Genomic DNA, 11,484 nt, shown 5'->3' with positions numbered 1-11,484 from the left:
CAAGTAAGCCGGGTAACTATGAAGTAACATATGAAGTAATCGATACTGACGGAAACCAGGCGACATTCACTCGTACAATCAAAGTGACAGAAGCCCCAATCATCACCGGAGAAACAATGACAAAACTGAATCCAAACAGCGTATTTGATCCAATGAGCACGATGCAAGCAACAGATAAAGAAGACGGAGATATCACAGCAAAGATCCAAGTCGTGAGTAATTCAGTGGACACAAGTAAGCCGGGTAACTATGAAGTAACATATGAAGTAATCGATACTGACGGAAACCAGGCGACATTCACTCGTACAATCAAAGTGACAGAAGCCCCAATCATCACCGGAGAAACAATGACAAAACTGAATCCAAACAGCGTATTTGATCCAATGGGCACGATGCAAGCAACAGATAAAGAAGACGGAGACATTACAGCAAAGATCCAAGTCGTGAGTAATTCAGTGGACACAAGTAAGTCAGGTAACTATGAAGTAACATACGAAGTAACCGATACTGACGGAAACCAGACGACATTCACCCGTACAGTCAAAGTGACAGAAGCCCCAGTCATCACAGGAGAAGCAACGACGAAACTGAACCCAAATAGCGTATTTGATCCAATGAGCACGATGCAAGCAACAGATAAAGAAGACGGAGATATTACAGCAAAGATCCAAGTCGTGAGCAACTCAGTGGACACAAGTAAGTCAGGTAACTATGAAGTAACCTACGAAGTAACCGATACTGATGGGAACAAGGCGACATTCACTCGTACAGTCAAAGTGACAGAAGCCCCAGTCATCGCAGGAGAAACAATGACGAAACTGAATCCCAAAAGCGTATTTGATCCAATGAGCACGATGCAAGCAACAGATAAAGAAGACGGTAATATTACGAAGCAAATCAAAGTAGTGCGCAATAATGTCGACATCAGCAAACCAGGCACGTATAAAGTAATGTACGAAGTAACGGATAAGGACGGAAATAAAGCAACTTTTGAACGTATTGTAAAGGTAAAAGCAATGGAAAAGAAAGATAAGCTTATTGTCCAGCCAGTACTATCAGCGCTAAACCTAAACACACAACAACCAACACAACTATTATCACCATCAAAAATCAGCAAGAAATTACCGAAAACAGGAGATAAAACATCGCAAGCAATAGGTTGGCTCGGCTGTGCATGTATGGCTTTAGGGAGCCTATTATTTAGACGAAAAAAATAAATGAATAAAAAACGACGATTGTTAGTCTTGGATGAATCCAGATTGACAATCGTCGTTTTTTTGCTAGCCATATGCGATTTTGAACTAGTAATTAAGATAGGACTGGCTATTAGCTGGTCTTTTTCTAGGTTATGTAAAAGAGAGCGATTAGAAAAACGCATCGATTAGGATATGTTGACATCCAATCGATGCGTTGACTTCAGGGTATTGAGTCCCGTAGGAAACTAGCCCTCGGTAATGAAATGCTAATGATTTTATTTACCGGACAATTTTAAATCTACTTGATAATTTTTCGAATTAGTAGCATTTATTTTAGCTTTATCAGCCTCAGTGCTTACAGTCCATTCGAGTTTAGCGTTATCGATTTTTTTAGCAGATGCTAATGTTGGAATATAGAACATTAGGACAGATTCTTTACTGCGCCCTTTATCGATTGCTGGTTCGATGTTTGTACTACGCTCTTTAGAAATTTTGTATTCAGACTTTCCAATTGTTAGCTTTGCCTCATTAAGAAATGACTGCATTGTTTGCTTTGATGTATTTTGTGCACGGAACTTGATTCTAACAATACCTTCATCCTTTACATCTGACGCTTTGATATTGGCATTATTTCGTTTAACGACGGTCACAAGTAGTATTTGTGATTTAAGACCTTTCCAATCGTCGCTCCAGTTCGGTGTGTAATAAGCTTTTTCATCTTTGGCAGCTGTTTCAGATTTCTTAGTTGTATCTGTTTTATCCGTTGCATTTGAATTACCACAGCCCGCTAATCCAGCTCCCAGAATAGCAAAACATAGTAGTAAAATGACGCTCTTTCGCATGTGTAATCTCCTTTAAGTACTATTTTTTCGTCCTTTGATTAGTATAAGATATACAATAAATAGTTTCAAGAGAGATAGATTAGGTTTTCTAAAATAAAAAACCGTTTTTTGTGACAGTTTGTTCACATTCTGCTAAACTCCAGAGCGATTGAAAAATTTAAAACGTTAAATCTAATGCATTATAGTTATAATCGGGAATATAGGTAGAAATGACGGAGATTTCTAAAAGTTATTAATCTCGTTAAATTAGGCGAAAAAAGGTATACAAAGAGAGTACCTGAAAAGCCGGATGCGCTTATTTTGCCTGCAATACTTTTCCCATCTTGTAGTGCCCGCCAATTTTGGGAATTACAAACTCCGAGTCGACCGAATGAAATCCCATTTTCTCATAAAATCCAGTCGCAATGACACGTGCATTACACCAAAGCAGATCGGCGTCGCGACGCGCGAGCTCTTCTTCCGCAAATACAAGCACCGCTTTTCCAAGCCCTTGCAGGCGTAAATTCGGATCACTTGCCATTCCACGTAGTCGATATTGCTTTTTCCCATCAAAATGGTTATCTGCTTCTTCATAAAAACTCCCAATCGCCACTAAACGCTCCTTGTCATCAAAAACACCGACATGAAATGCTGCTGCATCGTCATCACCAGGGTACACAAGTGCTTCCACTGGATGATCTGGAATCAACACACGGTGGCGTAAATCATGCGTCTGATTAGCCTCTATAAACTGAGTTTTCATCTATACCATCCCTTTCTCTTTGGAATGATTGTACCCAATTTTGCACGATTTAGCAATGATTAGTGAATCGCTATCATTGAGAAATTTTTGCGAATTCTGCTTCACGTAAAGCGACACGTCTAACCTTACCGGAATCTGTTTTCGGCAAGCTTTCTACAAACGCAATCCGTCGCGGATATTTATAAGGCGCAGTACGATTTTTTGTAAAGTTTTGCAATTCCTTTACGAGCACATCATCTCCATCATAGCCGTCTTTCAAAACAATAAAGGCCTTGACTACAGTTCCACGAATCTCATCTGGACTTGCGACAACTGCAACTTCCTTCACGGCAGGGTGGTGTGTCAGTGCGTCTTCCACCTCAAACGGCCCAATCGTGTAACCCGAACTAATAATAATATCGTCATTCCGACCTTGGAACCAATAATAATCGTCCTCATCACGATACGCGCGGTCGCCCGACACGAAATAATCTCCGCGAATCGCTTTTTCCAAACGTTCAGGTTCTTTATAGTATTCTTGGAATAAGGCGGGGAAATCTTTGCGCATCGCAATATCGCCAATCTCACCGACACCAACAGGCTGGCCGTTTTCATCAATAATTGCCATGTATTCCGGCATAATCGGCTTGCCCATCGAACCCGGACGAATCGGGAAGTCGACCAGCGTTCCAATCAACAGTGTGCTCTCCGTTTGCCCATAACCATCCCGAACTTTAATATCAAAATTATCTTGGAAAACAGTAATCACTTCGCGATTCAGTGGTTCACCAGCAGACACAGCGCTACGCAAATGACTTAAATCATACGTGTTCAAATGATCCGCTTTTGCCATCAAACGGTATTCCGTCGGTGTACAGCAAAGCACATTCACTTGGCGATCTTGCAAAAGTTTCAATTGTTTTGCAGGATGGAAGCGACCATTATAAATGAATCCCGTCGCGCCTTTTCCAAGCACAGATAAGAAGGGTGACCATACCCATTTCTGCCATCCAGGGCCTGCCGTTGCCCAAACCGTATCACTCTCACGAATATCCAACCAGTGATCCGCTGCAATCCGAATATGCGCATAACCCCAGCCGTGCACGTGCACCACACCTTTCGGATTTCCCGTCGTACCAGACGTAAACGCCAGCAAACAAGGATCATCCTTACGCGTCGCCACCTTCTCAAAAGTCACCGCAGCATTCTCCATCAACTGCTCATAACTTTGCCAACCGTCAAGCGCGCCACCAACCACAATCCGCGTCACAACACTCGGCGCATCCGCAATCTTATCGAACTCCGCCGTACAACTCGCATCCGCAATGACCGCCTTCACGTTCGCATGATGAATCCGATACTCCAAATCATGCGCCTTCAAAAGTTCCGATGCAGGAATAATAATCGCGCCAGTTAGCCAGATTCCCATATAAACCGCATACGTTTCCAGCAAGCGCGGCATCATCACAATCACATGATCCCCTTTGCCGATTCCTGCATCTGTCATTACATTTGCAAACCGATTCGCCGTCTCAAGCAAACGATGATACGACCATTCCCGCACTTCGCCAGCCTCATTTTCCCAAACCAAAGCGGTCTTCTCCGAGTCAAACTGCGCGATTTCATCCGTAATATTATAAAATTCAGGTGCAATCAAATTTTCAGACTTCATTTCCTATCTCTCCTTGATATATCAATTTTTTCAAAGTATCCACATAATTAGTACCTAGTACTAATACATGGTACTATATAGGGTCGGCCAAAGCAAATAAAAGGCATCCATCCCGCCCCTATGCTAAAATAAAGAAGAATTGGGAGGTAACAAGATGAATAAAGAACAATACATGCGCGAGGCGCTACAAGAAGCAGAAAAAGCACGCGAAAAAGGGGAAGTCCCGATTGGCGCAGTTGTCGTACTAAATGGCGAAATCATCGGCAGGGCGCACAACCTCCGCGAAACAACGAATAACGCCATCACGCACGCCGAAATTTTAGCTATCCAAGACGCTTGCCATAACCAAGATGCTTGGCGTTTAGAAGGCGCAGAATTATACGTCACACTAGAACCATGCCCGATGTGTAGTGGAGCCATCCTATTATCCCGCATCGAAACGGTTTACTACGGAGCTGCCGATCCGAAAGCCGGAACAGCAGGAACATTAATGAATCTACTCCAAGACTCGCGCTTCAATCACGAATGCAACGTCGAATCCGGCATACTGGCCGAAGAATGCGGTGCCATCCTAACTAACTTCTTCCGAGACTTGCGCGCACGGAAAAAGCAACAAAAAGAGTCTTAGTACCTATTTTAATTCAAAATATGTCCACTCTATCACTTTATGTGAAAAAATGCGCATTTAGCTGATGCCACTGAATCGAGCCGCCCGTCTCATTTCGCGTCTCCATGTTTTCCCTTAAGAAAATAGAACCAAAAGAACTAAACAAATTTGGGCAGAAATAGGATAGAATAAAGACTAAGTAAGACTTATTTTAATTTGGCCTTTCTCTACATATTTATGTGAATAAATAGGCATAATTTAGAAAATATGGAAAAACAAGGCGAAATCAGGGGATTCCGGGTTTTGTTTTTCTTGGGGCTTATATTTGTGAATTTAAACACAAGTAAGCATCTTTTTATTCGCGGTTTTTCACAATCATTTAATGTGTATAGTATAGTGTTGCCAAATTATTATAACGCTAACAAAACGGGTTAAACGCCCAATATAATCAAAAGGAGGAAAAAAGGTGGATAAACTTTTCTTAGCTAGACTTCAATTCGGATCAACAACCGTGTTCCATTTCTTATTTGTACCACTTTCTATTGGACTTGTATTTATGGTTGCTCTTATGGAAACGTTGTATGTTGTGAAGAAAAAAGAAATCTACAAAAAAATGTCGAAGTTTTGGGGACACTTGTTCCTAATTAACTTCGCAGTAGGGGTAGTGACAGGGATCATTCAAGAATTCCAATTCGGGATGAACTGGTCGGATTACTCGCGATTCGTAGGGGATGTATTTGGTGCGCCGCTTGCTATTGAAGCGCTACTAGCCTTCTTCATGGAATCGACTTTTATCGGACTGTGGATTTTTGGTTGGGATCGTTTGAACAAGAAGTTGCATTTAATGTGCATTTGGCTCGTTGCTATCGGAACGGTCTTCTCTTCGTTCTGGATTTTGGCAGCGAACTCATTCATGCAACACCCAGTCGGTTTCCAAGAAATCAATGGACGCGCAGAAATGAACGACTTCTGGGCACTTATTACAAACGGGCAACTGCTCGTCGAGTTCCCACACGTTATTTTCGGGGCTTTTGCAACTGGGGCATTCTTTGTCGCAGGTGTCAGTGCCTACAAATTACTTAAAAAACAAGATGTGGACTTCTTCCGTAAGTCATTCCAAATCGCACTTGTTCTCGTTATTATCGGTGGTTTCGGTACGGCCTTCAGTGGTCACCAACAAGCGCAATACCTTGTTAAAACACAACCGATGAAAATGGCGGCAACAGAAGGGATATGGGAGGACACGGCTGATCCTGCACCTTGGACAATGATTGCGGGTATCGATGTGGCTAACCAGAAAAACACCTGGGAAGTTAACATCCCGTACGCGCTAAGTTTCCTTTCCTATTCGACGTTCTCTGGTAGTGTACAAGGTATGAAATCACTACAAGCAGAATATCAAGAGAAGTATAAAGATCGCTTCGGGGAAGATATGAACTACATTCCACCAGTAAAAACATCATTCTGGAGTTTCCGTATCATGGTCCTTTCCGGGATGCTTATGATTCTTTTCGGCTTGTGGGGCGCTTTCCTTGCTTGGCGTAAGAAATTAACTACATCTAAGTTGTATTTACGTTTAATGATTCCAATGATTGGCTTCCCGTTTTTAGCGAACTCCATGGGTTGGATTATGACAGAAGTAGGGCGTCAACCGTGGGTAGTATTCGGTTATATGTCAACGGCAGACGGGGTTTCACCGAACGTCTCGGCAGGCTCGATATTGTTCTCGCTGATTGCCTTCTCAACGATTTACTTAGCACTTGCAGTTGTTCTTATATGGCTGTTTGTTCGCGAAATCAAAAAAGGGCCAAATGGACATGATCACGACGATAAAAAAGGTAAAAAAGAAGTCGTGTCTGTCGACCCATTTGATCTAAAGGGGGCGCAGTAAAATGGATTTGAATGAACTATGGTTCCTTTTAGTTGCTGTGTTATTTATCGGTTTCTTCTTCTTAGAAGGATTTGACTTTGGTGTTGGTATGTCCACGCGTTTTGTGGCGCGCAATGACTTGGAACGTCGTGTTTTAATCAATACGATTGGCCCTTTCTGGGATGCCAATGAAGTTTGGTTGCTAACGGCTGGGGGCGCGATTTTTGCGGCGTTTCCGAACTGGTATGCAACGATGTTTAGTGGATACTACATCCCACTTGTGTTCTTCTTGCTAGCGCTTATTGGACGTGGTGTTTCGTTTGAATTCCGCGGTAAACATGAGTCAAAAGCTTGGGTGAAAACGTGGGACTGGGTTATTTTTATCGGTAGTATTTTACCGCCGTTCTTGCTTGGCGTATTGTTCTCCTCACTTGTTGCGGGGATGCCGATTAATAGCGAGATGAATATGAATGCAGGCTTCTTTGACTACATTACGCCGTTCTCACTTATGGGTGGTGTGACAGTGACACTTATTTGTTACTTCCACGGCTTGCTTTTCATTACGCTTCGTACGCATGACGAAATTCGTGAACGCGCGAATCGTATTGCAAAACGGATGTGGTTTGTAACGGTTCCTGTACTTGCTATCTTCGTTGTGATGGCGATTTTCTACACAGATATTTTCGAAGTTCGTCCAGTGCTATTGCCAATTATGATTGGTTTAACGGTCGTATTTTACGTGCTTTCTGCGGTTTTCCTATGGAAGGGTCGCGAAGGTTGGGCGTTTACATTTAGTGGACTTGGCATTGTCGGAACGATTGGCTCGATTTTTGCGGGGCTTTTCCCTCGTGTTATGATTAGTTCCACAGACAAGCTTTACGATTTAACAATACACAATGCAGCATCTGGCGACTATTCGCTAAAAGTAATGACGATTGTGGCGCTTACATTGCTTCCGTTCGTACTTGGTTATCAAGTTTGGAGTTACTATGTGTTCCGCAAACGTGTATCTAGTAAGGAGAAAATGACGTACTAATGGGTAGAGATTTGTTAAAATATCAAGGTATAAAACCAATCCTTGCGATGCTAGCCGTCCTGACAGTGATTCAGGGCGCGGCTATCATTGCAATGGCTCGATATTTAGCGACTGCGATTACGACATTGTTTCACGGCGATCCGTGGAGTGACGCGCTGTTCGATTTAAGCCTCTTTGCAGGGGCTTATCTCGTGCGGCATTTTTTGAATGTATGGAAGCGGAAAATCGTCTATGACTATGCTGCAAAAACGGGAACGTTGATGCGGGAACAATTGCTTTCCAAACTGTTTCTACTTGGGCCGCGTTTTACAAGTGCGGAAGGAACGGGGAAAGTGGTGACGATGGTCATGGAAGGTGTCGCGGATTTCAGACGTTATTTAGAGCTGTTTTTGCCGAAACTGATGAACATGTCGATTATTCCAGTGATGATTTTAATCTACGTATTTATAGAAGATCGGACGTCGGGCACGATTCTAATTTTGACGTTGCCGATATTGATTTTGTTTTTTAATTATGATTGGGCTGGCGACGAAGAAGCAGGCGGATCGACAGTTTGAGACGCATCGCGTGTTGTCGAACCATTTTGTGGATTCGTTGAAGGGTCTGGAGACGTTGAAGTATCTTGGGATTAGCCGCTCGCATGAACGCAATATTGCGAAGGTGAGCACGGATTATCGCAAGGCGACGATGGGGACATTGCGGATGGCGTTTTTGTCTTCGTTTGCGTTGGACTTCTTTACGATGCTGTCGGTGGCGACGGTGGCAGTGTTTCTTGGGCTAGGCTTGATTGAAATGACGATGAATTTACCAATTGCACTTGGTATTTTGATTCTGGCGCCGGAGTACTTTTTGCCAGTTCGGGAGGTCGGCTCGGATTATCATGCGACGCTTGACGGGCAAGAGGCTGGACGCGTGATTCAAGCGATTATTGATAAAGATGTGACGGAAGTTGCGACGGATCAAACGCTAGATTATGATGCGAATACGCGATTTGCTTTGCAAAATATTACGGTACAGCATCAAGAGAATGCGCCGACATCGCTTGAAGCGGCGAGTTTTTCTGTTTCTGGTTTTGAAAAAATCGGAATTATTGGGGCAACTGGAGCAGGGAAGTCGACGATTATTGATGTTTTGAGTGGCTTTTTAGAGCCGACGAGTGGGGAATTTATTTGGAATGATGAGGAACGTGTGCAGTTGCGCGATGCGGCTTGGCAGAGTCAGGTGACGTATATTCCGCAACATCCTTACTTGTTTCATGAGACGGTGCGCGAGAATATTCGTTTTTATGCGCCGGAAAGTGATGATGCGGCTGTGGAACGTGCGGCGAACGCGGCGGGCTTGCGTGATCTTGTGACGGAGCTTGATGCGGGATATGATACGCTTGTTGGTGAAGCAGGACGGATACTTAGTGGCGGTCAGGAACAACGGATTGCGATTGCGCGTGCGTTCCTAAGTGATCGTCGAATTGTGTTGATGGATGAACCGACAGCACATCTGGATATTGAGACGGAGTATGAATTGAAGCAACCAATGCTTGATTTGTTTGAGAATCGACTTGTCTTTTTTGCAACCCATCGTTTGCACTGGATGCTTGAGATGGACCGGATTATCGTATTGGACCACGGCGCGATTGTCGAAGTCGGCACACATGCGGAATTGCTTGCAAAAGAAGCTTTTACGCCAAGTTAATTAAAGCGCAATTGGAGGAGATCTGATGAGAAAAAGTAGTTGGATTAGGCCGTACTTAAAACAAAATCGGTTGCTCTTCCTTTGGGTTATATTTCTAGGATTGCTGACGGTATTTGCAACAGGTGCGCTGATGTTCACGTCGGGTTACTTGATCTCGACGGCGGCGACGATTCCAGAGACAATTTTGCTAATTTATGTGCCGATTGTTGGTGTTCGAGCATTTGGAATCATGCGGGCCGTTTCACGTTATGTGGAGCGCCTTGCGAGCCATTCCCTTGTGCTCCGAATTTTGGAGAAAATGCGTGTGCGTTTGTACCGAATGATTGAGCCGCAAGCATTATTACTACGTTCGCGTTATCGGACGGGTGACATTTTGGGTTTGCTTTCGGATGATATCGAACATCTGCAAAATTATTATTTGACGACGTTACTACCAAACATTGTGGCGATGGTGCTTTATGGTGGCATTGTTATCTCGCTCGGCGTCTTTTCGATACCGTTTGCGATTCTGTTTTTCGCCTACATTGCGCTACTTGTGCTGGTAATGCCTTGGGTATCATTGCTTTACGCACGCGGCAAGAATGCGTACATGAAACAAGAACGTAACAAACTATATCAGAAATTCACCGACGCGGTTTTCGGCATTAGCGACTGGATGTTCAGTGGTCGTGAAAAGAGCTTTATCGCGGGATATGAGGCGGACGAGAAAGAAATGCTTGCGATTGAAACAAAACAAGCTCGTTTTGCGACTTTACGCGATTTTGTGGGGCAATTAATTATTGGGGTGATGGTCGTTTCGATGGTTTATTGGACGAATGAGCAAGTTGTTGACGGCGTGTTCGCTCCGACTTTCATTGCTGCCTTTGTTTTGGCGATTTTGGCCTTGTCGGAAAGCTTTATTCCGGTCAGCAATGCAGTGAGTGACGGTGCGCTGTATAAAGACTCACTGGCGCGACTGGAACAAATCGAAGACGCGGAACTTCTAACTTGGGAAGAAGAAGGCGCGCTTGAAAAAATTACGATTGATAATGAAAATGTAACACTGCGCACGGAAAATTTGACGTTTAGCTATGCGGATGCAAAGCCAGTGTTGCAAAAATTGGATTTTGAGTTGAAACAAGGCGATAAAATTGCGATTTTAGGACGAAGTGGTACTGGGAAATCAACATTTTTGAAATTAGTGCAGGGTGCTTTGGCGCCGACATCTGGGACGATTACGTTGAATGGTGAACCGGTGAATAAGCTGCGGCCACAAATTGCGGAAACCATTGCGATGCTGAATCAAAAGGCGCACTTGTTCAACACAACGGTATTGAATAATATTCGAATGGGCAATCAGAATGCGACGGATGAGCAGGTGGAAGAGGTAGCGCGGCAAGTGAAGCTACATGATTTCATAGTGAGCATGCCAGATGGCTATAAGACGCAAATGACAGAAATGGGTGCGCGTTTTTCAGGCGGGGAGCGACAACGGATTGCTTTAGCACGAATTTTACTACAAGATACGCCAATTGTTGTTTTGGATGAACCCACAGTTGGCCTTGACCCAATCACTGAAAAAGCGTTGCTCGCGACAATTTTTGAGACATTGCAAGGGAAATCATTGCTTTGGGTCACACATCATCTAGTTGGTGTGGAGAAAATGGATCGAGTTCTGTTTCTCGAAAATGGTACAATGATTATGAATGGAACACATCAAGAACTTTTACAAAAGGAAGAACGTTACCGTCATCTTTATGAGTTAGACAGACCTATAAAACTATAAAAAAGAAATATATGTCACAATCTTAAGACCTGTTTTCGTTAAATTGTTTAACGATATACAGGTCTTTTCTGGCGTTTTTAATCTAT

The 11,484-nt window shown here is 43.5% G+C and carries 8 protein-coding genes and 1 pseudogene; 6 read left to right on the top strand and 3 right to left on the bottom strand.

Going from position 1 to position 11,484, the window contains the following annotated elements; genetic code table 11:
- Nucleotides 1–1,217, top strand: a 1,217-nt coding sequence (locus PRIP_RS13330) for an LPXTG cell wall anchor domain-containing protein (protein WP_149023831.1), incomplete at its 5' end; no start/stop codon positions are given.
- A gap of 254 nt (nt 1,218–1,471) precedes the next feature.
- Here PRIP_RS13330 and PRIP_RS13325 read toward each other — a convergent pair.
- The 3 genes from PRIP_RS13325 to PRIP_RS13315 all read right to left on the bottom strand — a co-directional run bounded on the left by PRIP_RS13325 (nt 1,472) and on the right by PRIP_RS13315 (nt 4,431).
- On the bottom strand, nt 1,472–2,038 hold the full coding sequence (locus PRIP_RS13325) for a hypothetical protein (RefSeq protein WP_036101638.1): 567 nt from the start codon (nt 2,036–2,038) through the stop codon (nt 1,472–1,474).
- A 295-nt stretch (nt 2,039–2,333) separates the two neighbouring features.
- Entirely contained in the window at nt 2,334–2,780 is a 447-nt protein-coding gene (locus PRIP_RS13320) for a GNAT family N-acetyltransferase (protein WP_036101636.1), read from the bottom strand.
- 73 nt (nt 2,781–2,853) lie between these two features.
- Nucleotides 2,854–4,431, bottom strand: a complete 1,578-nt coding sequence (locus PRIP_RS13315; protein ID WP_036101634.1) for an acetate--CoA ligase — start codon at nt 4,429–4,431, stop codon at nt 2,854–2,856.
- A 154-nt stretch (nt 4,432–4,585) separates the two neighbouring features.
- On the opposite strand from PRIP_RS13315, the gene tadA reads away from it, so the two are divergent.
- The 5 genes and pseudogenes from tadA (at nt 4,586) to cydC (ending at nt 11,398) form a co-directional block, all read left to right on the top strand.
- The gene (gene tadA, locus PRIP_RS13310) at nt 4,586–5,059 is read left to right on the top strand and encodes a tRNA adenosine(34) deaminase TadA (RefSeq protein ID WP_036101632.1); all 474 of its coding nucleotides are present in this window, start codon (nt 4,586–4,588) and stop codon (nt 5,057–5,059) included.
- A gap of 445 nt (nt 5,060–5,504) precedes the next feature.
- Nucleotides 5,505–6,929, top strand: a complete 1,425-nt coding sequence (locus PRIP_RS13305; protein ID WP_036101629.1) for a cytochrome ubiquinol oxidase subunit I — start codon at nt 5,505–5,507, stop codon at nt 6,927–6,929.
- Nucleotide 6,930: 1 nt separating this feature from the next.
- Nucleotides 6,931–7,944, top strand: a complete 1,014-nt coding sequence (gene cydB / locus PRIP_RS13300) for a cytochrome d ubiquinol oxidase subunit II (protein WP_036101627.1) — start codon at nt 6,931–6,933, stop codon at nt 7,942–7,944.
- Nucleotides 7,944–9,659: pseudogene (gene cydD / locus PRIP_RS13295) on the top strand (thiol reductant ABC exporter subunit CydD). Before cydB ends, cydD begins: the two are co-directional and overlap by 1 nt.
- Nucleotides 9,659–11,398, top strand: coding sequence for a thiol reductant ABC exporter subunit CydC (gene cydC, locus PRIP_RS13290; protein WP_036101625.1), 1,740 nt, complete (start codon nt 9,659–9,661; stop codon nt 11,396–11,398). The pseudogene cydD and the gene cydC overlap by 1 nt, the downstream one beginning before the upstream one ends.
- The last annotated feature ends 86 nt before the right edge of the window (nt 11,399–11,484 follow it).

Origin of the sequence: Paenilisteria riparia FSL S10-1204 (assembly GCF_000525995.1) — a bacterium.
GTDB lineage: Bacteria > Bacillota > Bacilli > Lactobacillales > Listeriaceae > Listeria_A > Listeria_A riparia.
Note: the sequence above shows the minus strand (reverse complement) of the source record. Positions and strands in the feature narration are given on the sequence as shown.